This is a genomic window from Bifidobacterium pongonis (assembly GCF_019331805.1).
GTDB classification, from domain to species: domain Bacteria; phylum Actinomycetota; class Actinomycetes; order Actinomycetales; family Bifidobacteriaceae; genus Bifidobacterium; species Bifidobacterium pongonis.
This window is the reverse complement of record NZ_JAHBBE010000017.1, coordinates 1-26601: the sequence shown is the minus strand read 5'-3', so window position 1 is coordinate 26601 and position 26601 is coordinate 1. Positions and strand designations below refer to the sequence as shown.

The 26601-nt window shown below is 60.9% G+C and carries 23 protein-coding genes and 1 tRNA gene; 21 read left to right on the top strand and 3 right to left on the bottom strand.

The genetic code is table 11. The features are described 5' to 3' along the window. Positions 1–241: 241 nt before the first annotated feature. The 11 genes from alr to KIH75_RS05465 all read left to right on the top strand — a co-directional run bounded on the left by alr (position 242) and on the right by KIH75_RS05465 (position 11143). Positions 242–1600: an alanine racemase gene (gene alr, locus KIH75_RS05515; RefSeq protein WP_219055778.1), complete on the top strand. Its 1359-nt coding sequence runs from the start codon at positions 242–244 to the stop codon at positions 1598–1600. 20 nt (positions 1601–1620) lie between these two features. Next, positions 1621–2223, top strand: a complete 603-nt coding sequence (locus tag KIH75_RS05510) for a response regulator transcription factor (protein ID WP_219055777.1) — start codon at positions 1621–1623, stop codon at positions 2221–2223. A 1-nt stretch (position 2224) separates the two neighbouring features. After that, positions 2225–3457 carry a sensor histidine kinase gene (locus tag KIH75_RS05505; protein WP_219055776.1) on the top strand — a complete coding sequence of 411 codons (1233 nt, stop codon included), beginning with the start codon at positions 2225–2227 and terminating at the stop codon, positions 3455–3457. Positions 3458–3664: 207 nt separating this feature from the next. Further along, positions 3665–4351: an ABC transporter permease gene (locus KIH75_RS05500; protein WP_219055775.1), complete on the top strand. Its 687-nt coding sequence runs from the start codon at positions 3665–3667 to the stop codon at positions 4349–4351. Further along, positions 4320–5045, top strand: a complete 726-nt coding sequence (locus tag KIH75_RS05495; protein WP_219055774.1) for a hypothetical protein — start codon at positions 4320–4322, stop codon at positions 5043–5045. The genes KIH75_RS05500 and KIH75_RS05495 overlap by 32 nt, the downstream gene beginning before the upstream one ends. Next, positions 5042–5689 (top strand): hypothetical protein, encoded by a 648-nt coding sequence (locus KIH75_RS05490; protein WP_219055773.1) that lies wholly within the window; start codon positions 5042–5044, stop codon positions 5687–5689. Before KIH75_RS05495 ends, KIH75_RS05490 begins: the two co-directional genes overlap by 4 nt. 21 nt (positions 5690–5710) lie before the next feature. Beyond that, positions 5711–6340, top strand: a complete 630-nt coding sequence (locus KIH75_RS05485) for an ABC transporter ATP-binding protein (protein WP_219055772.1) — start codon at positions 5711–5713, stop codon at positions 6338–6340. A gap of 221 nt (positions 6341–6561) precedes the next feature. After that, positions 6562–8625, top strand: a complete 2064-nt coding sequence (gene dnaG, locus KIH75_RS05480; RefSeq protein ID WP_219055771.1) for a DNA primase — start codon at positions 6562–6564, stop codon at positions 8623–8625. 261 nt (positions 8626–8886) lie between these two features. Continuing rightward, positions 8887–10065, top strand: a complete 1179-nt coding sequence (locus KIH75_RS05475; protein ID WP_219055770.1) for an anion transporter — start codon at positions 8887–8889, stop codon at positions 10063–10065. A gap of 150 nt (positions 10066–10215) precedes the next feature. Then, positions 10216–10289, top strand: a tRNA-Arg gene (locus tag KIH75_RS05470). Positions 10290–10567: 278 nt separating this feature from the next. Continuing rightward, the gene (locus KIH75_RS05465; protein ID WP_219055769.1) at positions 10568–11143 is read left to right on the top strand and encodes a DUF805 domain-containing protein; all 576 of its coding nucleotides are present in this window, start codon (positions 10568–10570) and stop codon (positions 11141–11143) included. Positions 11144–11255: 112 nt separating this feature from the next. On the opposite strand, the gene KIH75_RS05460 is transcribed toward KIH75_RS05465, so the two are convergent. Together KIH75_RS05460 and KIH75_RS05455 are read right to left on the bottom strand one after the other, a co-directional pair. Then, the gene (locus KIH75_RS05460; RefSeq protein ID WP_219055768.1) at positions 11256–11621 is read right to left on the bottom strand and encodes a phage holin family protein; all 366 of its coding nucleotides are present in this window, start codon (positions 11619–11621) and stop codon (positions 11256–11258) included. Between the two features lie 84 nt (positions 11622–11705). Further along, a complete protein-coding gene (locus KIH75_RS05455; protein ID WP_219055767.1) occupies positions 11706–13562 on the bottom strand; it encodes a 1-deoxy-D-xylulose-5-phosphate synthase in 1857 nt (618 codons plus the stop codon). Positions 13563–13753: 191 nt separating this feature from the next. Between KIH75_RS05455 and purE the strand changes: the two genes are divergently transcribed. The 9 genes from purE (at position 13754) to KIH75_RS05410 (ending at position 24732) form a co-directional block, all read left to right on the top strand. Beyond that, positions 13754–14251 (top strand): 5-(carboxyamino)imidazole ribonucleotide mutase, encoded by a 498-nt coding sequence (gene purE / locus KIH75_RS05450; protein ID WP_219055766.1) that lies wholly within the window; start codon positions 13754–13756, stop codon positions 14249–14251. After that, a complete protein-coding gene (gene purK / locus KIH75_RS05445) occupies positions 14235–15425 on the top strand; it encodes a 5-(carboxyamino)imidazole ribonucleotide synthase (protein WP_219055765.1) in 1191 nt (396 codons plus the stop codon). Before purE ends, purK begins: the two co-directional genes overlap by 17 nt. 8 nt (positions 15426–15433) lie before the next feature. After that, positions 15434–15841 carry a Fur family transcriptional regulator gene (locus tag KIH75_RS05440; protein ID WP_219055791.1) on the top strand — a complete coding sequence of 136 codons (408 nt, stop codon included), beginning with the start codon at positions 15434–15436 and terminating at the stop codon, positions 15839–15841. A gap of 157 nt (positions 15842–15998) precedes the next feature. Further along, a complete protein-coding gene (locus KIH75_RS05435; RefSeq protein WP_219055764.1) occupies positions 15999–18029 on the top strand; it encodes an LTA synthase family protein in 2031 nt (676 codons plus the stop codon). A 320-nt stretch (positions 18030–18349) separates the two neighbouring features. Next, positions 18350–19432 (top strand): LacI family DNA-binding transcriptional regulator, encoded by a 1083-nt coding sequence (locus KIH75_RS05430; RefSeq protein ID WP_219055763.1) that lies wholly within the window; start codon positions 18350–18352, stop codon positions 19430–19432. A 219-nt stretch (positions 19433–19651) separates the two neighbouring features. Continuing rightward, positions 19652–20608: a nucleoside hydrolase gene (locus KIH75_RS05425; protein ID WP_219055762.1), complete on the top strand. Its 957-nt coding sequence runs from the start codon at positions 19652–19654 to the stop codon at positions 20606–20608. 41 nt (positions 20609–20649) lie between these two features. Continuing rightward, the gene (locus tag KIH75_RS05420) at positions 20650–22092 is read left to right on the top strand and encodes an MFS transporter (RefSeq protein ID WP_219055761.1); all 1443 of its coding nucleotides are present in this window, start codon (positions 20650–20652) and stop codon (positions 22090–22092) included. Positions 22093–22227: 135 nt separating this feature from the next. Further along, positions 22228–23208, top strand: a complete 981-nt coding sequence (locus KIH75_RS05415) for a ribokinase (RefSeq protein ID WP_219055760.1) — start codon at positions 22228–22230, stop codon at positions 23206–23208. Between the two features lie 198 nt (positions 23209–23406). Then, entirely contained in the window at positions 23407–24732 is a 1326-nt protein-coding gene (locus tag KIH75_RS05410) for a NupC/NupG family nucleoside CNT transporter (RefSeq protein WP_219055759.1), read from the top strand. Positions 24733–24811: 79 nt separating this feature from the next. On the opposite strand, the gene KIH75_RS05405 is transcribed toward KIH75_RS05410, so the two are convergent. Continuing rightward, complete coding sequence (locus KIH75_RS05405) at positions 24812–25039, bottom strand: hypothetical protein (RefSeq protein ID WP_219055758.1); 228 nt, start codon at positions 25037–25039, stop codon at positions 24812–24814. 84 nt (positions 25040–25123) lie between these two features. On the opposite strand from KIH75_RS05405, the gene KIH75_RS05400 reads away from it, so the two are divergent. After that, on the top strand, positions 25124–26062 hold the full coding sequence (locus KIH75_RS05400) for a nucleoside hydrolase (protein WP_219055757.1): 939 nt from the start codon (positions 25124–25126) through the stop codon (positions 26060–26062). Positions 26063–26601: the final 539 nt, after the last annotated feature.

The following is a 26601-nucleotide window of genomic DNA, read 5'->3' as shown; positions in this document are numbered from 1 at the left end:
GGTGTTCCGGGACTCTGGCACGCCTCAACGCCAGAAATCAACGGCGCGGTGCCTTGCGTGGGGCGAACCGCGACATGGTTCCGTAGTCTACGTGCCCGGGCGGAAAAACGGCCGTCGCGTCTCGCCATATGTCTCGCCATATGTCCCGCCGCCTTGCCATATACGCCATATATGGAACTGTTCTCGTGTTTTGGCGATTCTTGCGCGTATTTGTTACCGGGGCGCGCGACAATGGGGAACCATGAGTATGAATGCAGCACCAGAAATCGCGTTTTCATCCGAACAAGGTAAAGCCAATTATGAGGCCGCCTGCCGCCAGTACCCGGCGCAGGCGATCGTCGATCTCAAGGCGATGCGTGACAATATGCGTCACCTCGTCGCCACGGTGGGCGGGCCGGATTCCGGTACTGCCGTGATGGGCGTGGTCAAGGCGGACGCGTACGGCCACGGTCTGCTGCCGTCGGCGCTCGCCGCTCTGGCGGGAGGCGCCACATGGCTTGGCACCGCGCAATCGCACGAGGCGCTGCTGCTGCGCAAGCTTGGCATCGGTGCTGACCGCTGCCACATTCTCACGTGGGTGTACAACGGCACTGCGGTGCCGTTCGATGAGCTTATCGATAACGATATCGACGTGTCGGTCGGTTCCTTGCCGGGCATTGATGCCGTGGCTGAGGCTGCGCGCAAGATGAGCAAGCCGGCCCGCGTGCATGTGAAGGTCGATTCCGGTTTCGGCCGTAACGGTTTCACGCCGGAGGGTTTCGGTGCGGCGCTTGACAAGCTGGTGCCGTTGGCCAAGGAGGGTGTGATCGAGGTCATCGGCCAGTGGAGCCATCTCGCCGTGGCCGACAGTCCGGATGTTCCGGAATTCGTGGCATCCACCGAACGTCAGATCGCGAATTTCAACGCGTTCACCGATCGCATGAAGCAGGCCGGCATCGCGCCGAGCATCCGTCATCTTGCCAATACGGCGGCCACGTTGGATCGTCCGGAGATCCATTTCGAACTCACCCGCCCCGGTATCGGCCTGTACGGCTATGAGCCGGATCCGGCGATGGGTACGCCGAATACCTATAAGCTCAAGCCGGCGATGCGGTTGCAGGCGCAGTTGGGCACGGTCAAGGATGTCGAAGCGGGGCATGGCATTTCGTATGGCCGCACGTACTTGACCCCGGAGAACACGTCGACCGCGATCGTGCCGTTGGGTTATGCGGATGGCATTCACCGTTCCGCGTCCGGTTTCGATATGGAGGGTGCCAAGCATGTGGAGAAGCCGGGTGGCCCGGTGCGTGTGATGACCACGCAGGGGCCGCGCGTCTACCATGTGTCCGGTCGCGTGTGCATGGATCAGTTCATTCTCGATCTGCATGGTTCCGCCGCCGAGCTGGGCATCGCCGAAGGCGATACGGTGGAGCTGTTCGGCCCCGGTCGTGGCGAGGATTATGGCGAGCCCACGGCCGACGATTGGGCTCGCGCCGCCGACACCATCAGCTATGAGATCTTCACCTGCCTGCGCAATCGCATTCCTCGCCTGTATGAGCATGCGCCCGAAGTGCTGCCCGCCGAGGATCTCGCCAAGCTCGACCCGGCAAGCATCCTGTAAACGCGAGGAATGCTGGCGGTATGCTTTCGTTGGGCATTGTCGATAATGACCCCTTGGTTGCGCAGGCCATTGAGAATGTTCTCATTCAGCGTCAGGCACCTTTGAAGGTGCTGTGGTCGGTTACCGGTGCTGCTGACGCCATTGACCTGTGCAACCGCGATTCATGCCGTCCGAATGTCGTGCTGACGGACATGGAGATGCCAGGAGCGGATGGTTTCGCGCTGTCCGGAACGCTGCATCGACGTTGGCCGGGTCTCGTTATTGTCGGTATGACCGCTTTTGCCGTCGACACCGCGCGAATGCATGATGTCGGGATGAGTTCCATCGTCCATAAGGATGTGCCAGTCGAACGATTGGTGCATCGTATCGGTGCGGCGGCACATGACGAGGAAGCGATTGAGTGGATTGATGGTGGCGTGTCGGCTGCCAACCTCACGCTTACCGAAACCGAACGGCAGGTGCTGACGCTTTTTCTTAAAGGCCGAACGGTTCTGGCAGTGGCACGGCAGTTGCACATGAGCGAGGGGACCGTGAAAACGCACATGAATAGTGCCTATAAGAAGTTGGGTGTTCATAATCGTTCGCAGGCGATTGGTTTGTGCGTCAAAAAGGGAATCATCTGACGTGGGCAAAGGCTCTCATGACGTTCGCCTGATTTTCCGGAGGATGAGGAACGATGTCAATTTCGTCGATATCCTCGTCTCCTGCGTGGGCATCATCTACGCCGCATGTTCCGCCTGGGGGCTGTATGGGGATTCCAGCGGCATATCCATGCTTGTGCCATGGGCGCCATGGGCGTTGGCGGTGGCGCGTGTGATCCTGTATCTGGCTCTGCCATGTGCTCCTATCGCCGCCGCTTATGCGATATGCGTGTTCAACGTGATTGCTTTCGCCGCCCCGATTCCGGGCAATGGGCCGGAATATATCGGAACGTGTTATGCGTTGGCGTTGCTGGCTTGGCGGGGGAGTCGGAGGAAGGCCTGCGCATGTCTGGCTGTCGTTCTTGCCGGAACCGTTGCCGTGCTTTTGACGAAGAGCGATGGTTACTTTCCGGATCCGGTTTCGCTGCTTACCGTTTTGGCTCCGTATTGTGTCGCGTTGCTTTGCGGATTGGTGGTGCGCGAATGGCAGGGTCTGCTGTTGCGTCAACGGTTGGCTGATCGCGAGATCGCCTATCGGAAAGAACAATTGCGCATGATGCATACGTTGCACGATTCCGTGGCGAATACGTTGAGCTATGCGGTTCTGCTGTGCCGTAGCGAGCAGGGCGAGCATGATGAGCGGGTCGAACGACTTGTAGAGCAGGCGTTGAAAGCCTTGCGCTCGGAGGTGATCGTTCCGGTTACGAATCGAATCGATGATACTGATGCGCAAAGCATGGGAGCGCTGTCAAAGGCGAGCATGCCGGATACGAGCCGTGACGATGATCGTTCCCGCACGGGCGAGGTGAGAGCGGTATTGAAAGAGGTGAGCGACCGGCTGGCCGCGCTCGGTTTTACCGGCGAGGCCATGCTGATCGACCGTGGCGGCTGTCCTACCCGGCAGTGGGGCCGACTGGTATGCACCATTGTCGGCGAACTGGGATCGAATATCGCAAAGCATGCCGTTCCCGGTGATTACGCCATGACTGTGGTGATTGACGCGGATCGGACGACGATTATGTCGTCCAACGGATGCGGTGATGGCAGTCGAGTGGGGAAGACATGCGGGGAGGGTGTGCTCTCCTCGGGTTTCGGACTGCGTGACCTGTCGAATATCGTTCGCAATGCCGGAGGCACTGCCGAATGGTGCACGGAGGATGGCGAATGGTCCATCGCGATAGAACTACCGTGGGCCAAAGTCTGCCCATTCGTATGATTATTGCGGGCGCGGCATTGCCGCGCCTTTTTTTATCTTTGCGGTATGAGTGTTTCATTAGTGCGCCAACAGCTGTCCAGAACGCTCCGAAGTTGGAGATTCCCTGCCATCGCCGGCATCGGAATAGTGCTGATAGCGCTGAATTATTGGACGACATTTCACGCCACATTCGTATTACCGGAATCCGAGCCCACGTTCCTCCGCTACATGATGCTGTTCAGCGATGTGGGCGCCGGTGGTGCCATATATTGCATGCTGTTGCCGTGCATCGCGGCTTTGGCTGGTGGCGGACTGTACTCGGATGAGAAGAACAGCGGCCGTTTGCGTATGATGCTCACCCGTACTGGGCGGCGCGACGTGCTGCGCTCATCGTTTTGTGCCGGATTTGTGCTGGGAGGATTGGGTGGGGTTCTTCCTCTGCTGCTCAATCTGGTGATCGCGGTTATTCGTCAGCCGCACATGTCGTTTATCGATGGCGTCGATCATATTGCGACGAACCCGTATTTCACGTACTACCCGGTCATCCGGGCGGACTCATGGCTGTATCCCCTATACGAAACCAGCCAGCCGCTGATGTTGGTGGTTGTCTTCGCGCTGATATTCATGCTTTCCGGAGCGTATGCCTGCCTTGCGATCGGCGCGTCGGCGTTCATCGGGAAACGATACGTGGAGATACTGGTTCCTTTTGCGGTGTCGTTGCTGATCTGGCTGTTGCCTGCGATTCTGCCGTTGCGTGCCCAGTTGGTCGCCAACGAATTCAGCCAGGTGGTTTTCCTGAATTTCAGCGCCGATTCCGGATCCTATGGCGTATGGGGCGCTGGGGCCAACGTAATGCTGTTTCTTATTCTTGCTGGAGCATTGTATGAGATTGAACTTCGCAGAGATGCTCTATGAATGGCGGCACTTATGGAGATTCTCTCCGCTGTGGGAGAGGGCGCTGTGCGCCGTGGTTGTCGTATTGTCATCGTTGCGCATGGTGGCATATGTTCCGCAATCGCTGGCAGCGGGGAACGTGGTTGGAGGCTTTCTTAGCCCCACGTTTTGGGGTGTGTGGGTCGCGCCGACTTTCATATTCCTGCTGTGGTTTGGTACGGTGGACCGTTCGCCGATGGAATTGACGAGACGTTCCGCCTCTTCGCAATCGCGTGTCAACAACGCGTGGCTATGGTGTGCGGCGGCGTTGGTTTCCTGCTATTACAGTGCGTTCTATGCGGTGCTGTGCCGGGCGATGAGTAAGGGCGCATTGCCGTCCGCAAACGGCTTCTGGCCGTTGTGGCTGTTCGTGCAGACGCTACTCGCCTTGGTCGTGCTTGGATCGGTGATGCACCTCATGATTGCCTTTGGCGTTGCGTGGGGGCGGGTGATGCCCGTGATGCTCGCCGCCGTGGTGCTGCTTCCGTGGGCTTTGACCGGCTTGCCTGATATTTGGCTGGAGTTGGCGTTTTTCTTTTCCTACCCCATGCCGGGCGATATCCGTATGGCGATCGGCGTCAAATGCCTGGTTTTCATCGTGGTGTACCCGGTGCTTTCGATATCGAACAGGGCGGTGTGCGGGCGAAAAGACCATATGAAAGGTGGTTCGCTGTGAGTAGGGCCATGCAACGGGTCGTATGCCGTGGCCTTCTGTGCGTTCCGTATGCCGCTGTGGTTTTCGAATATTTGATTCGAGAACCTTCGAAATCGGTTTTCCTCGGATGCTTCGGCAATGCGGACGATACTGGCGACTGGCCGTTGCTCGCCAATAGGGTGCCTCTGGCGTTTCTGGTATTTGGCATGCTGATCATCATGGAATGGCCCTGCTCGATTTTGCTGTCGAATAACGCGATGGCATGCATACGGAGGCGTGGCGTGTGTAGGAAAGTCTGGCGTTATCTGATTCGTCTGGTTGCATATTGCCTGGCTTTCACCGGTGTTCCGCTGCTGTTGACGGCGAGCGCCATCGGAGGATGGGGCGAAGGGGGCTCTCTGATAGGTACTGCCGTCTGTGCGGCATTGCAATTGTTGCTTGTCATCGCAATCCGTGATGTGGGGATACTTCTCGGCAATCGTGCGGCAGGATATGTCGCGGCTCTGATGCTCTGCGTGATCCTGGAGTCGGTGAAGCCGGTTGAATCATGGCTGATGACCGACTCGTTTTGCGGATTGCCGTATTGGCTGATCGTCTTCAACCTTGCCGCGATGACGGTCATCGCTTCCTTCGTACCGCTATGCAGGCGGATGGAAATCATCTGAAGTTATCAAAGGAGAGAAACCATGTATGTTGAGGTCCATGAGTACACCAAGGTAATCAAGCGTAAAACCGTGCTCGACCGTGTGGATTGCGGGTTCGAACGCGGCGAGATCTATGGGTTGGTGGGGCCAAACGGTTCCGGCAAGACCATGCTTCTGCGAGCGATATGCGGTTTCATCCGGCCTACCGACGGGCGGGTGCTCATTGGAGGCAAGCCGGTGGTGTTCAATGAGGCGTTGCCGGAGAAAATCGGCGTGCTCATCGAGCATCCCGGGTTCATCGGGGCGGATACGGCTTGGGGGAACTTGAACTATCTTGCCGGACTTGACGGTGGGTTTGATGAGGCGGAGACGGAACGGCTTATGAGGGTGTTTGGTTTGTGGCAGCATCGCGATGACAAGGTGAAATCGTTCTCGCTGGGCATGCGTCAGAAGTTGGCGATTGTGCAGGCGCTTATGGAGCATCAGCGTCTGATTCTGCTTGATGAACCGATGAATGGGTTGGATCGTGAATCCGTGGCGGCGTTTCAGCAGGAGATGAGACGGCAGAAGGAGCGTGGAAACGCGGTGATTATCGCCTCGCATCAGGGAACGGAGTTGCAGGAGATCGCCGACCATACCTTGTATGTGGAAAATGGCCGGGTTATGAGCTGATTGCTGAAGGTGTGCGTGCCCGACAGAAGGGTGCAAGGGGATTCGGGCGGGGCGTCGCCATCTGTCTACGCTGACTGGGCGTAAGCGTAGCGAGTTGGCGATGCCTTCCCGGTTCGGCTACGCTGACGGCTTCCCAGCGTAGCCATATGGCGAGGCGGCCTTCCCGACCGCCCCACGTCGCTTCCGGCACGTGGGGCGGTTGGCTGCTAGGGTGGTGGATTATGCCGGGAATGATTCTGAAAGAGGATGTGGAAAAGGTGCGCGCGGCCGCGGACCTTTACGACATCGTATCCGCCTCCGTTTCGCTCAAGCCTTCGGGAACCGGGACCTTCGTCGGATTGTGCCCCTTCCATGACGAGAAGACCGGCAGCTTCAACGTGCGTCCCGCGCTCGGCGTGTGGCATTGCTTCGGCTGCGGTCTGGGCGGCGACGTCTTCAAGTTCGTGGAGGAGCAGGAGAACATCGACTTCCGCGAAGCGGTGGAACTGCTGGCGGACAAATACCATATCGAACTGCATTACGAGCAGAACGGTTCCAAACGCGCCGAACACTCCGGTTCCAAACGCGCCAGGCTGCTGGAGGCGAACGAGGCCGCCCAACGGTTCTTCGTCAGCCAGATCATGACGAAGGAGGCACTCGCCGCACGCAAGCTGCTTGGTGGGCGCACTTTCACGCAGGCTGATTGCGAGCGCTTCGGCTGCGGGTATGCGCCGCAGGGTTGGGATAATCTGGTGCGTCATCTCGCGTCGCAGGGGTTCACGCAACAGGAGATGCTGGACGCCGGTTTGGCCAGGCAGGGTCAGCGTGGCATTTACGACTATTTCCGTGGGCGTGTCACTTGGCCGATCCGCGATTCGACGGGCCGTACGCTCGGGTTCGGTGCGCGCAAACTGTATGAGGACGATCAGATCGCCGCGAAGTACATCAACACTCCGGACACGCAGCTGTACCACAAGAACCAGGTGTTGTACGGCATCGATCTGGCCAAGCAGGCCATTGTGAAGAAGCGTCAGGCCGTGATCGTCGAAGGGTATACCGATGTGATGGCCATGCATCTGGCCGGCGTGGATACGGCGATCGCCACCTGCGGTACCGCGTTCGGCGAGGAGCACGCGAAGATCGTGCGCAGGCTGGTGGCGGATGATTCGATGGGCGCGATCCAGCTGGTGGGCCCGCGGAAGGTCGACGGTCAGCCGATCAGTTCGCGCATCGTGTTCACGTTCGATGGCGACGCCGCCGGTCAGAAGGCCGCGTTGCACGCGTTCGGTCTGGATCCGGCGTTCCTGTCGCAGACGTTCGTGGCGGTGGCCGAGAACAATCTCGACCCGTGCGATCTGCGCATCGAACAGGGTGATGAGGCGGTTCGCGCGCTCGTCACCAATGCGAAACCCCTGTACGATTTCGTCATCGACGCCGCGATCGAGCGTTTCGACACCAGTTACAGTACGGGTCGTCTGGGCGCGGTCAAGGCCACGGCCCCGCTGATCGCGCAGATCCGCGACCGTTCGCAGGTCGACCTGTATATGCGGCAGGCGGTCAGACGTATCGGCGGCATCGATCTGGACATGATGCGCCGTGAGGTGGAGCGTTGCAAGCGGCAGATGCATGTGCGTGACGAGGACGCGTATGCGCCGAAACGCCGTTTCTCCTCCCCGCAGCGGGATGACAGGAGCATGACGCCCGAACGCAGGCGGCTTATCGAGCGTGGGAATGCGGAACGGCAGACGTTCTACCGTATGGATGATGCCGTGTTCATCGCCGAAGAGCAGTTCATGGCCGTGCTCATCCAGATTCCCAACGCCATCAACCGCGAATGGTTCGCCTCGTTGACGCCGTCCAGTTTCGAAACCCCGATTTTCCGTACGCTGTTCCAGGCGGTGGCCGCGGCCGGCGGTCTGCCGGAGGTCACCACCCCGCAAGGGCTGTGGATGCATAATCTCACCAAGGCGGGTGGTCCGATGCTTGAATCGGCGATCAACGAGCTGGCCGTCATGCCGTTGCCGCTTGCGGACGGTTCCGCGAATGGCGACGGCTCCGGGAACGGGGGAGCGCAGAACGGTATGCAGGGGCCCGCGCCGGCGACCAAGGCCGAATTGCAGTACGCTTCGGAACTGCTCGCCCGCTTGCTGGATATGAGTCTGATGCGTCGCATCGCCTCGGCCAAGGCGCGTATGTCGCGTTTGCCGGATGGCGAGGAGAAGATCGCGCTGCTCGGCACGATCACGTCCATGGAGGCGTCGCGTAAGAACCTGCAGAATCAGGTGCACGGCAATAACGTGGACTGAATCGGCAGATTGCAGATTCGACAGATTCGACAGATTCGCTTGAATCGTCGGGTTCGCATCGGATAGTCAACAGTTGCATAACGGCTGTCCCAACAGTTGCCCGGCGGTTGTCTATCAGGTGGCTGAGGGGTGGACGGCGGGTGAACCGCCAGCAACGCCGGAGTGACGTGTAGGCATGGCATCGAGTAAAGTAAGTACGGCATTTGAAAAGAAAGCCCGTGGCACACAAGGGGTGTGCCACGGGAGTGCATGGAGGAATGGATGCGGCATTTGGTGGTCAACGTCCTGAAGAATGAGACCATTCTCGTCGTTGCTTCTATACTCGCGTTGATCTCGTGCTTCATCGTTCCCCCGGACGGTGAATACGCGGGGTACATCCACGCTAGCACCATCTCGCAGCTGATCTGCCTTATGATCGTGGTCTGTGGTTTTCAGCGCATCGGCGTGTTCCGCATCATCGGCTCGCGTCTTCTGGAGCATGTGGGAAGTCTGCGTGGATTGGTGGTCACACTGGTATCGCTGACGTTCTTCTCCGCGATGCTCATCACCAACGATGTCGCCCTGGTGACCTTCGTCCCCTTCGCCGTGGCGGTGCTGCTCATGGCGGACATGGGTGAGAGAACCATATTGGTGGTCACGCTGATGACCATCGGCGCGAATGTGGGCAGTATGCTCACGCCGATCGGCAACGCGCACAACCTGTACCTCAAGGCGCTCACCGGCATGCCGGCGGGCGAGATGATCGGCATCATGGCACCGTATTCCGCGTCCGCCGCGGTGCTGCTGCTCATCGTCATCTTCTTCGCCTTCCCCAAACTCCCCGTTTCCGAGCTCAGCAATCTGGAAACCGGCGTGCTCGCCCCCGAACGCGGCAAGCATCAGCCCGACGAGATTCGCATCACCGGTTACGGTGCGGGCTATGGCGGTTGGCGTACCGTGGTGTACGCGGTGCTGTTCATCGTCTGCTTGCTGGCGGTGTCTGATTTCATCCCGCTGTGGGTGATGTGCGTGATCGTCGTGGCCACCTTCCTGGTGACCGACCGTCGCGTGTTCCGTTACGTGGATTGGGGCTTGCCGCTCACGTTCTGCATGTTCTTCATCTTCATCGGGAATATGAAGCGTGTACCCGAGTTCTACCAGCTGGCCCAGTCGCTGGTCGGCGGCCACCCGCTGGAGGTCGCCGTCGTGTCCAGCCAGGTGATCAGCAACGTGCCTACCACGCTGCTGCTGTCCGGCTTCTGCGACCAGTGGCGTCCGCTTATCATCGGCACGAACCTCGGCGGCATGGGCACCCTGATCGCGTCCATGGCTTCGCTCATCTCCTACAAGAACGTGGTGCGCCAGTATCCGGACCGCAAGGGCCGCTATCTCGCCGTGTACAGCGCGGTGAACGTGCTGTTCCTCATCGTTCTCGTCGGATTGAGCTGGATCATCGAGTAACGGGCAAGGCGAGTAAGGGGCGCCGCAAGGGGTCTGGCATGAGGACCGCGTGTGTGCGCCGGGCGTGGAGGAACGCAGTCCGGAATACGGAAAACAGGCACATGCGCAGCGTGTCTATTTATATACCCCCCATTATGATGGGTGTGGTTTGGCCCCGTAGCTCAGCTGGATAGAGCATGTGACTTCTAATCTCAGGGTCGCCGGTTCGAGCCCGGCCGGGGTCACGATTGGTCCTTGGAATCCAATGATTCCAAGGACTTTTGCGTATTGTCCAATTTTCATGCGGCGTATTTGTGCGTGACGGCGGGTGCCGGTCACCTCGCTTCCTGCGGGGGAGGGAAGGGCTTGCCGGGGCGGCACCCGTTCCGGTCGTTCTGGCAACGTTTGCACCATGAGGGCCGTGTTTGCGCCGACAGGCGGACGGATATACGAAACGTCGCGCAGTATTCGGGTATAGTGGGCTGCGCAACGAAGCTTTTGGCCATTCGAAAAGGGGCATCGCATGACTGCAAACCATACCGAATCCAATGCGGCGGGCACCAGAGAACCCGCACTCGACCAGCCGTACCCGAACATCTCCTTCAAGGAAGCATACGTACGCATGTTCAAGAAGTGGCGTGTGTTCTCCGGACGCGCGTCCCTCGCCGAATACTGGTGGTCCGTGCTGTACATCTGGGCGGTGAACGCCATATTCCTGGTGATGTATTTCTTCTACGATAGCTTCGAATACGCGCTTGTGGGATGGCTGATAGTCGTCATCATCCCGAAGCTCGCGCTCACCGTGCGCCGCTTGCATGACGCCGATATGCCGGGCTGGTGGGCCGCGCTGCCGTGGGTGGTCGGTCTTATCGGCGGGTGGCTGACGGCTTCGCCCGTCGCCAAGGTGATCATCGCGCTGGGCATCACCGACCCGGTGCAGTTCGCGGGGACCGCGTTCAAGGGCGCGATACAGCAGATCGGCGGCGGTTCGACCGCGGTGGTGATCATCGGCATACTGCTCATGGTCGCCGCGGTGGCCGGGCAGATTGCGCTGGGCTTGAGGCCGAGCAAGCCGGAAGGCGCACGATACGACAAGTAGTCGCGGAACCTTACCGAACCAAATATATGGGCGGTGTGGATGCAATTCCACACCGCCCATATGCGTACAGGCCGGTTGCGCCGGCAGAAGTCGGGAGCGTTGTCAGTCGCCGTCAGTCGCCGACGATCGTGGAGACGATGCCCGAAACGATCGAAATGATGATGGAGGCGAGCACCGACCACCAGAATCCACGCACGTTCACGCCCACGTCGAACAGGCTGATCGCCAGCCAGGAGGCGAGCCGCATGAACAGCCAGTTGATGATAAGCGATACGATGCCGAGACTCAGCACGGAGAACGGCAAGGCGATCATATGCACGACCGGTTTGATGGAGGCGTTGATCAGCGCCATGAACAGGGCGAACGCGGCGATGCCGAGCACCGGCGGGTTGCCGACGACCTCCATGCCGGGAAGCAGCAGCACCGTCACGGCGACCGCGACGGTCATAACGAACCAACGAGTGATGAAATGAGCCATAGGCACCATCGTAGAACCGGATGCGCGCCGTTCCGCCCCGTCGGCGTGCGGAAATCGTGTGGGATTCCTTGGACTGCCTGAAAACTAGTCGATCAGACCCAGCACCGCGTCGACCACCGATTCGACGGTAAGCCCGTAGCGCTCGTCCAGTTCGTCCAACGGCACGCGATCGGTGAACTCCTTGATCGCGCCGAACGTCAACACATGCGGGGCGACGGCGCGCGGCAGACGGCGGTTGGCGCAATAGGCGGCGACCTTCTCGCCCCAGCCACCCTCACTCTGGCCGTCCTCAAGCGCGACGATCAGACGATGGGATTCCATGATGGCATCCAACGCATCCTCATCTAACGAACCGAACTGACGCGGATCGACCACGGTCGCGTCGAACGGCAACGCATCCGCCGCCTGCAACGCCAACGGCAGCGTATTGCCCAACCCCAGAATCGCCACTTCGGAACCATGACGCACGGTATGCCAGCGCAGCCAATCGGCGCCGGCAGCCCCACGGCTTTCACACGTCGCCCGGTACACGCTTTGCGCATCCGCCGCAAGCACCGTCTCGCCGGGCACACGAATCATAATCGGGTCGGAATGCGCCGAATCACGGCGGGCCGGATCGGTGGCCCAGTCGAGCATACCGAGGAAATCGTACCCGCTCGTGGGAGCCAAGCAGATCAGCCCCGGAATATTGCCGAACATGGCGATGTCATACGCGCCGGAATGCGTGTTGTCCGAACCGGACAGGCCGCTCAGGAACGACAGCAGTGTGACCGGCTGGCGGTTCAACGCCATCTCCTGGAAGAACTGGTCGTAGGCACGTTGGAAGAACGATGCCGTGGTCGCCACAACGGGCGTGCCACCGGCCCGGGCGATGCCGGCGGCGAACGCCACCGCATGGGACTCGGTGATGCCGGTATCCACATAATGCGAACCCGCGCGCTCGCGGAATTCACGGGTGATGCCGTTGGAACCCGGCGTGGCGGGGGAGATGACGGTCAGCCCCGGCTCCGCCGCGAAACGGCGTTCCAGCGCGGCCATGGCGAGTTTGCCGTAATACTTGCGCGGGTCATCCGGCTTGCCCAGCGCGGCGTCCGGCGTCTGCCAGTGCGAAGCCTCGCAACGCCCGGCATGCGGTTCGCTGCCCGACAGGTCGCAATGATCCACCTCATGGCGGTCGTCGGCGGCGGGCAGACCAAGCCCCTTAAGCGTATGGATGTGCACCACGACCGGGTGGTCGATGTCCTTCACCTCGGTGAACGCTTCGACCAGCGCCGTCACGTCATTGCCTTGCTCGACATACCGGTAGTCAAAGCCGAACGCGTTGAAGATATTGGGCTGCGCGGTGCCGCCCGATTCGCGCAGACGGGCCAGCGGACCATACATGCCGCCGAAATCCTCGGCGATCGACATCTCGTTGTCGTTGAACACGATGATGAGGTTGCCGCCTTGCTCGGCGACATTGTTCAACCCTTCGAACGCCACGCCGGAACTGAGCGAGCCGTCGCCGATCACGGCGATGACATTGCCTTTCTCGCCACGGGCATCACGCGCCTTCGCCAAACCGCAGGCCAGGGAGATGGAGGTACCGGTGTGACCGAGCACGAACTGGTCATGCTCGCTTTCCTCCGGATTCGTGAAACCGGTGGTTTCGCCGGCGCGGGCCGGATCGAGATAGGCCTGCGCACGGCCGGTCAGCATTTTGTGCACGTAGCTTTGATGCGACACATCGAACACGATGCGGTCGCGGGGGGAGTCGAACACGCGGTGCAGGGCGACGGTGGCCTCCACCAAACCGAGATTGGAACCGATATGCCCGCCATGACGATGCCCATAGCCGAGCAGCGTTTCGCGGATTTCGGCGCACAGATCGGGCAGCTGATCGCCTCTCAGGGCCTTCACATCATCAGGTCCCGTGATGCTTCGCAACAGCCCATCGGTCATGTGCCTTCTCCTTCTCGTGCGGTATTTCGGTGTTCCTCACTCCAAATGGCACATCATACAGTCGCGGGCGGCGCAGCGCCCGACGATTCCGCAAATGCTTCCAATTTTCCCCACATACGGGGGTGCCTTCCCAATGACTGGCGGCGAGGGTAGAGTGAGAGCGTATTCTCAATAAACGGAGGTAAATGATAATGAGCGAAAGCACGCCCGAGGTTGCCGTGGTCATGGGCTCTTCCAGCGATTGGGAGACGATGAAGCACGCCTGCGAGGTCCTCGACCAGTTCGACGTCCCGTACCACAAGCAGGTCATTTCCGCCCATCGCACGCCGGAACTGATGGGCGAATTCGCTCACGCCGCACGCGGTAACGGATTCAAGGTCATTATCGCCGGAGCGGGCGGCGCCGCCCACCTTCCCGGCATGATCGCCGCGCAGACCACGCTCCCCGTCATCGGCGTGCCGGTGCGCTCTCACGCCCTGTCCGGCTGGGATTCGCTGCTGTCCATCGTGCAGATGCCGGGCGGCATTCCCGTGGCCACCACCGCGGTCGGCAACTCCGGCGCCACGAACGCCGGCCTGCTCGCAGTCTCCATCCTGTCCACCACCGACGAGCGTCTCGCGCAGGCGCTGCAGGACTACCGTGATTCGCTGAAGGAGAAGGTGGCGGAATCCAATGCCCAGCTTGTCTGAAGAAACCAACGGGCGCGTTGAACGCCTGATGCCCGGCTCGACCATCGGCATCATCGGCGGCGGGCAGCTCGGCCGCATGATGGCGCTGTCCGCGCGATACATGGGCTTCAAGGTCGGCGTGCTCGACCCGACCCCCAACTGCCCGACCGCGCAGGTCGCCGACTTCCAGATCACCGCGGAATACGACGACAGAACCGCCATCCACGATCTGGCCGTCAAATCCGACGTGCTCACCTACGAATTCGAGAACGTGGACGCCGACGCCATCGACGAAGTGCGTGGCCTGGCCGCCGTCCCGCAGGGCACCGACCTGCTGCGCGTCACGCAGGACCGCGTGAACGAGAAGCGGTTCATCAACGAGCATGGCACGCCGACCGCACCGTGGCGTGAAGTCAACAATTTCGACGAGCTTGATGCCGCGTTGGATGAGATCCACTACCAGGCGGTGCTCAAAACCCGTTCCGGCGGCTACGACGGCCATGGGCAGACCGTGCTCAGGTCGGACGCCGATCTTGAACGCGTGCGCGCCCGCGGCGACCGTGGCGGCGGTTTCCCGCCGAGCATTCTCGAAGGCTTCGTGGACTTCGCGTTCGAGGCGAGCATCCTCGTGTCCGGCAACGGCAAGGATTACGTCACGTTCCCGATCGTGCGCAACGAGCATCGCAACAACATCCTGCACATGACCATCGCGCCCGCCGAAGTGAGCGAGGAAGTCGCCCGTAAGGCGCATGAGCTCGCGCTGCGCCTGGCCAAGGGTTTCGAACTCGCCGGCACGCTCGCCATCGAACTGTTCATCACCAAGGATGACGAGGTGATCGTCAACGAGCTCGCTCCGCGCCCGCACAATTCCGGGCATTACACCATCGAAGCCTGCTCGTTCGACCAGTTCGACGCGCATGTGCGCGGCATCGCCGGCTGGCCTCTGGAACAGCCGAAGCTGCTGAGCCCCGCCGTCATGGTCAACGTGCTCGGCCAGCATGTGGAGCCGACGCGCGCGCTGATCGCCACACACCCCGAGTGGAACGTGCACGATTACGGCAAGGCCGAAGTCCGTCACGACCGCAAGATGGGTCATATCACAGTGCTCTCCGACGACACGGCCGCCACGGTCGAAGCACTTGAGGAAACCGGCTGCTGGGCCGATCTCGACCCGCAGGCTGCGGGCGAGGCGTGATGCCGGCGATGGTGGAGCATATCGAACGGCAAACCAAGCAGAAGGATGCGATCAGGAACCAACTTGCGGGCTGCGAGGAGTTCATCTCCGCGCAGGATCTGCACCGCAGCCTGCAGGATTCCGGCATCCGCATCGGCTTGGCGACCGTATACCGGCAGTTGAACTCCTTGGCCGAATCCGGCGCGGTGGACACGATCCGGCTGGACGGCCAGCAGCTGTTCCGTCTGTGCGGTGACGACGCGCATCATCATCACATGGTGTGCACCAACTGCGGGCGTACCGTGGAGATCGAATCGCCGGGGGAGAGTTGGCTCCGAGGCATCGCGGAAAAGCACGGGTTCACCATCAAAAGCCACACCATAGAGGTGTTCGGCCTGTGCTCGGATTGCCGTAGGAGCGCGGAACACGGTGAATGAACTGTGGCTGATTCGCATGGGCACGGGTATGGTCCGCGCCCATGCACTACGCTGAGAGAACGCAAGAGGGAATAGAAGAACAGTCAAGAGGGCCTTTGCTGTGCCCCGCACATGATGCGTTAGCAAGCGAGTATTCGATTCGAACGAAGAGAAGCGTATGGAAAACCAAGAAGCAAAGATCACATTGAAACGCCCTCGGAAGCCGTTCCCGGGCTGGTTGTACGGCGTCCTGTTCATCCTGTTCGACGCCCTCGGCGTGGGTGTGCTGGAATGGGGCGTGAGCGCGACGTCCCGCGTCAAACTCTCCAGTCCCACCATCGGTTGGGGTTTCGCCACCAAAATGTGGACGAATTTGAACTTCGTCGCCGTGCTGAATCTGCTGATATGCGGCATCGTCTACTTGATTCTGCTCATGATCTGCAACCGATTCTGGGTCGCCACGCCGATCTATCTGGCGATTGCGATCATCATCGCGGTCATCGAGCATTTCAAGATCGTCATCCGCTATGAGGCGATCCTTCCGTCCGACCTGAGTTTCCTGAAATCCGATACAGGCAACCTTATGAGCTTCATGCCGGCCGGTGCGCACTGGATCATCCTCGGTGCGGTCGCCGGATTCCTCGTGTTGCTCGCCCTGTGCCTGTGCCTCAATCATCTCGACACCCGTCGCGGCCGCATGTTCCGTTCCTCCGATCGTCGCACCGCCCTGATGAACGCCTCGGCGCGCATCCTGCTGGTGATCCTTCCCGCGGGATTCCTCGGCGCATACGCCATGCAGGCCGGAACCGTGGGCTCCTGGGCCAACAACTTCAACCTCGCCATGGGCGATCAGGCGTCCATGTGGGATTCCGTGTACGATGCGCAGCGCAACGGCCCGATCGTCTCCTTCCTGCGCCAGCTCAACCCGAAGGTGATGGAGAAGCCCAGCGACTATTCCGAAGCGACGATGAAGAAGGTGGCCGAACGGTACAGTAAGGCCGCCGATACCATCAACGCCAAGCGCACCGCCAACCTGAACGATTCGACCGTGGTGTACGTGCTGTCCGAATCCTTCTCCGACCCGAGCCGCGTGCCGGGCCTGAAGGTCAACAAGGATTCCATGCCGAACATCCGCAAGATCAAGGAACATACGACTTCCGGCTACATGCTGTCGTCCGGCTACGGCGGCGGCACCGCCAACCTCGAATACATGGGCCTGACCGGCATGAGTATGGCCAACTTCGACTCCTCGCTGTCCAGCCCCTACCAGCAGTTGGTGCCGGGCCAGCATTGGACGCCGACCGTCAACCAGCTGTGGGGAGCGCCGAAGAACTCCATCGGCGTGCACCCGTACGAGTCCTCGATGTACTCGCGTGCCACCAACTATAAGAAGTTCGGCTTCTCGCACTTCTACACGCTGACCGGCCCGGACATCATCTCCCATCAGGACAAGCTGGGTACCAGCCCGTACGTCTCCGACGCCGCCGCCTATGAGAGCACCCTGGAGGAGCTGCGCAAGACCAAGGGCAACCAGTTCATCCAACTCATCACCATGCAGAACCACATGCCGTACCACGATTGGTACCCGAACAACGAGTTCACCGCCGAATCCACCACGGGAACCCCGTTGGGCAAGAGCGAGAAGGAATCGATCCAGACCTACCAGAAGGGCGCCGCGATCACCGACAAGGAGACCAAGAAGTTCCTCGAGCAGCTGGATAAGATCGACAAGCCCATCACCGTGGTCTTCTACGGCGACCATCTGCCGGGCATCTATTCGACGGCCAGCGCGGATGCGAACAATTCGCTTGCGCTGCACCTGACCGATTACTTCATCTGGTCGAACAAGGCGTCCTCGTCGCAGGGCAACAAGGTGGAGAACAGCGAGTACACCTCGCCGAACTTCTTCATGGCGCAGGCGGCCGAGCATATGGATGCCAAGGTGTCGCCGTTTATCGCGTTCCTGACCAAGATGCACGGGAAGATCTCCGCCATGGAGCCTCCGGTGGTCAACCAGATCCAAGGCTGGCAGCGCATTCCCGAAGGCCAGAGCCTGTACCTGGATTCGTCGGGCAAGCCGATGGTCGAAAGCGATTTCGACAAGGAGACCCAGCAGCTGGTCGACGACTACAAGCTGATCCAGTACGACATCACCACGGGCAAGAACTATCTGAAGGATCTTGGGTTCATGGACCTGCCGAAACAGTGATGTTGTCATGCCGGCTGCGCTGCCCGTGAGACTTGTGATGTCTGTGATGTCTGTGATGACGGGCGGTGCGCTGGGGCGATGATGATGCGTGGGGCGCTTCGCCGGCTGCGAGCCGGGAGGCGCCCCTTAGCGTATGCGTATGCGCCCGATATGCGCCGTTTTTTGTATGTGCCGAATGGCGGTTTTTCGGTGAGTTAAACGTTTTACCGGCGGTATGCTGGTGAGGAAACGAGATTTTTGCCGTGCGCCTGGCGGGCGGGAACAGGCCCATGCCCGGCGGCTCATGGCGAACGGTTGCGAAACGGCAAAGGGGGCGGACCATGGCGGTCAGGGCAACATTGAAGGATGTCGCAGCTGCTGCTGGGGTGTCGCCGGCGACGGTGTCGCTGGTGCTCAACGGCAGGCCGGTGCGGATTTCGGAGGAACGGCGCGAGCGTGTTCTGCAGGTCGCCGCGTCGATGCATTACCGGGCCAATCAGGCGGCCCGATCGTTGGTCACGCGCCGTTCGAACATGGTGGGGCTTGTGGTTCCCGACATCGAGAACATGTTCTTCTCCTCACTGTTCAAAACCTTGGAGGATGTGGCCATACGCGACGGCTATTCGTTGATCGTGGCCAACAGCGACGATTCGCGCGAACGTGAGCATGCGCTGATCACCGGCGTGGCGGCGCGTGGCGTCGACGGTCTGTTCCTCGTACCCGCTTTGGAATCGTGCGCGGATGGCGAGGCGCTGCGGCGCGATGTGAAGGAATGCCCGTGCCCGGTGGTGTTCGTGGATCGCCTGGTGGATGCCGGGTACTGCGATGGCGTGGGCGTGGATAACGCGGAAGGCGGCAGGCTGGCGGCCGAGGCGCTGCTCGCGTCCCTTGGCGTGGATGCCGAGGGGCAGCCGATTCCCGGTGCCGGTGCGGCTGGGGGAGCTGGGGGATTGCGGCCCGGGAAGATCGGCTGCATCGGCGTCGAACGCCCGGACGGCATGGTCGACCATAGACTCCAAGGCTTCATCGAGGCGTTGCAGCGTGCGGGCGTACCGCTTGACGACGATTGCATGGCGATGGGCGATTACCGGTATTCGAGCGGATACGAGGCTGCGGACAGGCTGTTGGATGCCGGCGTGACCGCGGTGTTCTGCGCGAACGACCTGATGGCGATGGGTTTGCGCAAACGTGTGGAGGAGCGAGGGCTGCGTGTGCCTGAGGATGTGTCGATCGTGGGTTACGACGATATTCTGGCGCGCTTCGGCCTGTCGAACGATCTGACCACGATCTCGCAGAACGTGGACGCGTTGGCGGCGGAATGTTGGGACGTGCTCAAACGCAGGTTCGACGATCAGCATGCGCCGCTGCATGTCGGCATGATCACGCCGCATCTGGTCTCGCGTTCCACGGTGAGCGGGCGGTGAGGATTCGCGGATGTTCGGGGTTCCGGGCGTCCGCGAATCGTTGTTCCGGCTTGCCGGTAGTTCGCTCCACGCAATGCGGCGAAAATGGTGATTTTCCTTGGAAAATAAGGCGACACGCTGTGCTTTGTCAAATTGATAAAACGTTTTATCATAAAGGGAGCGTCACACGTATTTCCCTAACGGAGTGACGGGGCCATCAAAGTTGAAAGGCGAACTCCAATGAAGAAACTCATCCTTGATCTTGACACCGGTGTCGACGACGCTCTGGCCATCTCGTATGCGCTGGGCAGCCCCGAAGTCGAACTCATCGGCATCACCGGCACCTACGGCAACGTCCTGGTCGAGCAGGGCGTGCGCAACGCACTCGCGATCACCGATCTGCTCGGTCACCCGGAAGTGAAGGTCTACCAGGGCCTGCCGCACTCCAGCACCACCGAATCCTTCTCCGTCCTGCCCATCTCCGCGTTCATCCACGGCGAGAACGGCATCGGCGACGTCGACATCCCCGACTCCAACCGTTCCGTCGAAACGCAGTCCGCGGTCGATTTCATCATCGACGCGGTCAAAACCTACGGCAAGGACCTCGTCTACGTGCCGACCGGCCCGATGACCAACATCGAGGCGGCGCTCAAGAAGGCCCCGGAAATCAAGGATGAGATCGGCCAGATCGTGCTCATGGGCGGCGCGCTCACCGTTCCCGGCAACTGCAACGCCTGCATGGAAGCCAACATCTCCCAGGATCCGGAAGCCGCCGACTACCTGTTCCGTTCCGGCGCCCCGACCACCATGATCGGCCTCGACGTCACCCTCCAGACGCTCCTCACCTACAAGGAAACGCAGCGCTGGCGCGACCTCGGCACCAAGGCCGGCACCTTCCTGGCCGACATGACCGACTTCTACATCAAGGCCTACGAGACCACCTCCCCGCATCTGGGCGGATGCGGCCTGCACGACCCGCTGGCAGTGGGCGTCGCCGTCGATCCGACCCTCGTCACCACGCTCGACATCAACATGAAGGTCGATCTGGAAGGCCCCACCCGCGGCCGCACCATCGGCGACGAAACCCGCCTCAACGACCCGGTCAAGACCATGAAGGTCGCTGTCGGCGTCGACGTGCCGCGCTTCCTCGACGAGTTCATGACCCGCATCACCAATCTGGCGAAGAACGCCGATTGAGCCACAGAGACACGTATTAGGAACGGAAAGAGAGAACGACCATGACCAACGAAACCACCGGCGTCGCGCCGAAGGATCCGTTCGACGACCCGGTCACCAGCAATAAGATGGCCATCCGGGCCCTGATCCCGCTGCTTATCACCTTCGTGCTTGGCACCCTGTGCCTGCAGGGCTTCAACCTGGTATTCCAGCAGGTCGGCGCCGATGTGGGCGCACCCGCCCAGGCATCCCTGATCACCGCGTTCCCGAGCATCGTGCTCGGCATCGTGTGCTTCATCTACGGCTCGCTGGGCGACTTCGTGTCGCTGCGCAAGCTCGTCACCGTCGGCCTGGTCACCCTGTTCGTGGGGTCCCTGTTCGGCTTCATCGCCAACTTCTTCTTCACCGCGAACCTGTGGACCGTCATCATCGCAAGAGTCCTGCAAACCGCAGGCGAGCAGGTGGCCGGTTCCGCCTTCCTGGTGGTGGCGACCAAGTATCTGCGTAACGATCTCAAGGTGATCTTCTTCGGACTGTTCACCGCCGCCTACCAGCTGTCCGCCTCCATCGGCGTGTTCGCAGCCGGTATGCTCAGCTCCATCGCATGGCAGTACCTGTTCCTCATCCCCTCGGTGACCATCCTGTTCCTGCCCATCCTGCTCAAGACGCTGCCGTCCAAGAGCGGCAACGGACAGAAGGTCGACGGCTTCGGCTTCGTGATCTTCGGCTTCGCCACCGCGTTCCTCACCCTGTTCTTCTCCTACATGGCATGGTGGATGCTGCTGGTGTCCGTGCTGCTGTTCGTGGCGTTCGGCTTCTACATCAACAAGGCCTCCAACCCGTTCATCACCCCGGCGTTCTTCAAGAACACCCGCTGGCTGCGTGCCATCTGCCTGATCCTCGTGTTCTACTTCGTGAACTACGCGCTGAGCCCGATCTTCAACGCCATCGGCACCAACATCTACGGCATGACCACCACCCAGGTGTCGCTGCACATCGTGTGGGCCTTCGTGGTCGCCGCCGTCGTGGGCACCTGCTCTGGCATGATCATCCGCAAGATCGGCATCAAGGCCGGTCTCGTGACCGCCGGCACCCTTATGTTCATCGGTTGGACCGGCGCCGCCTTCTGCGTGAACTCCGGTTTCGTGGTGCTCACCCTGTGGGCCTGCGTGTTCTACGCCGGCTGCGGCATGATGTACTCCCCGGTCGTCTCCACCGTGCTGGGCACCATCGAGAAGGATGAGTCCGGACGTGGCGTGGGCATGAACGATCTGGCCATGAACGTGTCGCCGTCCATCGGCATCGCCATCATCGGCAGCCTCCTGGGCTCCAACGCGCTCAGCGGTTCCTCCATCGTCGGCACCACCGGTGTGGCCGCCGGCTACTCCAACCTGCTGCTCATCGGCTCCGCATCCGCGGCGCTCGGCCTGATCGTGTTCTTCGTCTTCAGGAAGAAGATCTACGAAGGCAACCACGCGCTGGAAAGCGACGAGGCTTCCAAGTAGCCACCACGTTCGACCATGGGCGGGCGGGTCTTCGGACCATCTCGACCAGACCAGCCCGCCCGGGCCGGACGAATCCCAAACTCACTCACCGACGAGACAAACCAAAAGACAACCCACACAAGGAAGGAATACACGATGAGCTCGCCCGAAGTACTTTCCGCATTGGATCGCATCCACGGCACGGTCTCGGTGATCGGATCCATGAACGCCGACTACACCGTTACCGCGCAGCGTCTTCCCGGACCGGGGGAGACCATCACCGGAGGCCCGCTGCAGCTGCTGCCCGGAGGCAAATCGGGCAACCAGGCCGCCGCAGCCGCCAGAATAGGTGCCACCGTGCGCATGTTCGGCGCGGTGGGCTCGGATTCCAACGCCGACTTCCTGTTGGAACAGCTTGAAAACGCCGGCGTCGACGTGTCGAACGTGCGCCGCGTGCTCGGGCCGAGCGGCACCACCGTCATCGTGGTGGACGCCGACGGCGAGAACATCATCGTGTATTCGCCCGGATCCAACGCGCAGGTCACCGTCGACTACGTGCAGTCCATGAAGGACGAACTGGTGTCGTCCAGCGTGCTGGGCCTGTGCTTGGAAAGCCCCATCGAAACCGTCACCGCGGCCGCACGCATGTGCCACGAAGCCGGAGTGAAGGTGCTGCTGAACGATTCCCCGTTCACCCCCGTGATTCCCGCCGAACTCGTCGAAGCCGCCGACGTGCTCTTGGTCAACGAGCATGAGATGGCCCAGCTGCTGGGCATCGACGAACCCGACGACGACGATTGGGACAACTTCGATTGGAACCATGCGGCGGATTGCATGGCCGACTTCGGATTCAAGGAGGCGATTGTCACCCTGGGCGGCGACGGTTCCGTCGTGCTCGACACCGCGGCCCCCGAAGGCGAACGTATCACTCGTATCGCCCCGGTGAAGGTCGATGCCGTCGACACCACCGGGTGCGGCGACTCCTTCATGGGCACCGTGCTCGCCGGTCTCGCGTCCGGTTTCAGCCTCCAGGACGCGGCGAGACTCGCCTCGTACGTATCGGCCTACGCCGCCACCGGTTACGGCGCTCAGGCCTCGTACGGGAACGCGGCACAGATCAAGGCGCGATTCGCCTAAACGAGGCACAAACCAAGTAGGGAGCCCGTCCGTCATGACAGCGCAGGTCATGACGGACGGGCTCCTTTTTTCATGCTCCGAACACATGCGTGGGCGATGTCGGCAGCGAAGCCGACATGGCCACAGCGCATATGAACGGGCCGAATCTCCACACGGCTCGTTCCCGGCAACACAACACGAGTGAAAGAAAGACGAGACATGTATCTGGCAATCAACATCCTCGGCCTCATAGTGTTCCTAGCCGTCGGCTGGGTATTCTCACGGGACCGAGCATCAATAGACTGGACATCCGTGGGCTTCATGGTGGCCATCAACCTCGCCGTCGCTTGGCTGCTGACCAGCTTCCAATGGGGACGTGACGCGGTGAAAGCCGCCGCCGATGGCTTCGCGCAGCTGGTCGCCATCTCATTCAAAGGCATCAGCTTCGCCATCGGCAACTGGGTGGGTGCGAACGGCGTCGACCCCGCGCCGGTCAACTTCATCGTCAGCGCACTGCTGCCGATCCTCCTCATCGTGCCGCTATTCGATATCCTCACCTACATCGGCTTCCTCCCATGGGTCATCACCTGGATCGGACGAGGACTGAGCTTCATCACCCGGCGGCCGAAATTCGAAACCTTCTTCGCCGTCGAAATGATGTTCCTCGGCAACACCGAAGCGCTCGCCATCTCCAAAACACAGTTGCGACGTATGAAAGCGGGGCGCAACGTCACTCTGGCCATGATGTCGATGAGCTGCATCACCGCAGCCATCGTCGGCGCATACATCCAGATGGTGCCGGGCGAATACGTGATCACCGCGATTCCGCTCAACTGCATCAACGCGCTCATCATCAGCCACATGCTGTATCCGGTGGCCGTCAGCGCACAGGAGGACGTCATCCACGCCGCCGACGAGGACAAGGACGTGTTCGCCGGGCTGAACGCCAAGGAACGCGAAGCCAAGGAACAAGCCATCGCCGCCTACCAGGCGCTGCCCTGGCACAGGAAACTGTACCGGCGCGACCCCTCGACCGCCCCGAAGGAACCATTCTTCTCCTTCCTTGGTGACTCCATCCTCTCCGCCGGGCGACTCGTGCTCATCATCGCCGCCAACGTCATCGCATTCGTCGCGCTCGCGGCCCTGATCGACAAGCTGCTCGGCATGATCTGGAACCAGTTGTCACTCGAATCGATCCTCGGCACGATCATGTACCCGTTCGCGTGGCTGCTCGGCCTCGACCCGACGACCAGCTGGGATTGCTCGCAGCTCATGGGATTGAAGCTCGTCACCAACGAATTCGTGGTTATGGGGAAGATTTCCGGCGGCATTGCGCAGTTCCCGGAGCATTATAAGGCGGTGCTGACGGTGTTCCTCACTTCGTTCGCGAACTTCTCCACCTTGGGCATGATCATCGGCTGTTTCAAGGGCATGGTCTCCAAGGAGAAGAACGACGCCATTTCCAAGCAGGTCGGGCGCATGCTCATCTCGGGCATCCTCGTTTCGCTGCTGTCCGCCGGCATGGTCGGCCTGTTCGTCCATTGAATACCTGAACACTCGAATACTATGATGGAGCCAAATCATGCGTAAGCATAATGAACCCAACGACCGTCACCCTCACTTCTCATCTTCCGATTGCCGCCCGCACGAACCTCATCAACCACATCGGTCCGAGCATCGGTCCGAGCCGCAGCAGTCCCATCGGGTAGGTCGATCCGTCCAGTTCCTTCAACCCCTTCAGTCCCTTCAATCCATCCAATCCCATCCATCCCATCAATCTCACCGAGCACACCAGTCCCGAGCCCATCAGTCCCAATCCCATCAGTCCCAATCCCATCAGTCCCAATCCCATCAACCGCATCGGTCCGAATCACACCGATCACGTCAACCGCATCCGCATGGCAATGCGATGCATGAAATACAAGGAGCGACCATCATGACAACCCCAATCATCATCGACTGCGATCCCGGCGTCGACGACAGCTATGCCATCGCGATGGCGGCGGCATGCCCGCAATTCGATATCGTCGCCATCACGGCGGTGGAAGGCAATGTGCCCGCGCTGCTGACGCGAGGGAACGCGCTGTGCCTCGCCGACACGCTGGGCATCGACTGCCGTGTGGCCTTCGGCGCCGAACGGCCGCTGCGCAAGGCGTATGACCGTACCGCCGCGAACGTGCATGGCGCGTCGGGCGTGGGCAATGTGGCGTTCCGCGAGCCGGTCAAGGAGCCCGACAGGGAACCCGCATGGGATGTGATCTATGAGGAGGCGGTGAAGGCGGAGGGTCGGCTGATTCTGTTCGCCACCGGCCCGCTGACGAATATCGCGATAGCGCTGCGTGAACATCCGGATCTGCCGGAGTACATCCACCGGTTCTGCATTATGGGCGGCGGCACGTTCGGCAACATCACCGAATTCGCCGAGTTCAACGCGTGGATCGATCCGACCGCGGCACGTGAGGTGTTCGAACAGATGCCGGTGGAGATGATCGGTCTGAACATCACCCATGCCGCGTCGTTGAACGAGGATGATTTCCGCGATCTGCTCGCCATCGAAGGCGAGTCGCGCGCCAGCCGCATGCTGCACGATCTGGCCACGTTCTCCGAGGAACGCAGCCGTGTGCCCGGCAGCGACAACAATGTGATCCACGATGCGGTGGCGGTGGCATCCGTCATCAACCCCGATCTGGTGACGTTCGAGGAACGGTACGTGTATGTGGAGGACGGCGACGATGCCGAGAACATCGGTCAGACGGTGATCGCCCCGCCCGACGATGAGCGTATGCCGAAGCACAAGGTGGGCATGGAGGTGGATCGCGACGCGTTCGCGGCCATGCTGAAGGACGTGTTCCGCCACTACGCGCACGAGCACTGATCGGTTGCCCTGAAAACGCAAGCCCCGGCCGGATGAACCGGTCGGGGCTTGCGGGTGTTGGTCGGTTATGCGGCTGCGCTGTGCATTAGCTGGCTAGCCAACGTGCCATGCCGCGTGGCCTGGGCGTGTGACGATGCGCGCGGTGGCAAGGCGCACCGAGGGAAGGCATATGTTGGATATGTCGACCGAGGGGCAACGCGGCCAACGTGCCATGCCGCGTGGCCTGGGCGTGTGACGATGCGCGCGGTGGCAAGGCGCACCGAGGGAAGGCATATGTTGGATATGTCGACCGAGGGGCAACGCCGCCAACGTGCCATGCCGCGTGGCCTGGGCGTGTGACGATGCGCGCGGTGGCAAGGCGCACCGAGGGAAGGCATATGTTGATATGTCGACCGAGGAGCAACGAAGCCAACGCGCCATCGTCACACGCCCAGCGCTTTGGAGCCGATGTCGTGGCGGTAGAACATTCCCGTCGTGTCGAGCTTGTCGATGATCGCGTAGATCTTGTCCTGCGCGGCCTTGATGTCGGGGGCGGAGGT